The organism is Streptomyces griseus subsp. griseus (assembly GCF_000720255.1).
Classification (GTDB): domain Bacteria; phylum Actinomycetota; class Actinomycetes; order Streptomycetales; family Streptomycetaceae; genus Streptomyces; species Streptomyces griseus_I.
In genome coordinates this window covers 1-467 of record NZ_JOJE01000160.1, presented here as the reverse complement: position 1 = coordinate 467, position 467 = coordinate 1, and the positions used below count along the sequence as shown (strand labels likewise).

General features: G+C 80.1%; 2 protein-coding genes. Both read left to right on the top strand.

Going from position 1 to position 467, the window contains the following annotated elements:
• Positions 1 to 308, top strand: a 308-nt coding sequence (locus tag IG99_RS43585) for a hypothetical protein (RefSeq protein WP_199815744.1), incomplete at its 5' end; no start/stop codon positions are given.
• 2 nt (positions 309 to 310) lie between these two features.
• Positions 311 to 467 (top strand): holin (locus IG99_RS52330; RefSeq protein ID WP_199815743.1); only part of this gene is annotated, 157 nt, incomplete at its 3' end.

Sequence of the window (467 nt, the reverse complement as noted above, 5' to 3'; positions counted from 1 at the left end):
GCCTGGACGGCGTCGACGGGTCCGACGGTGCGCCCGGCGCGACCGGGCCGGCCGGGGCCCGGGGCGAGGACGGCGAACCGGGCCCGGCTGGTCCGGCGGGGCCGGCCGGGGCGGCGGGTCCTCAGGGTCCCCCGGGGCCGCAGGGGCCGGCCGGGCCGCGCGGCGAGCAGGGGCCGCAGGGACAGGCGGGCCCGGCCGGCCCGCAGTGCCCAGACGGGACGACCGCGCAGGTCGTGACCGTGGTGACGACCGACGGCACGCAGCGGATCGCCGCGTGCGTGGCTACCGGCACGACGATCAGGAGGTAGGGATGTTCACTGGGAAGTTCTGGAGGGCGACGGGCGAGCGGGCGGCGAAGAGCGCGGCGCAGGCCCTGCTACTGCTCTGGGGCGGCGACGTCGTGTTCTCGGCGTGGGACGCGGACTGGGTCACGGCCGGCGGTGTGGCGGCCGGCGCGGGGCCGGGCG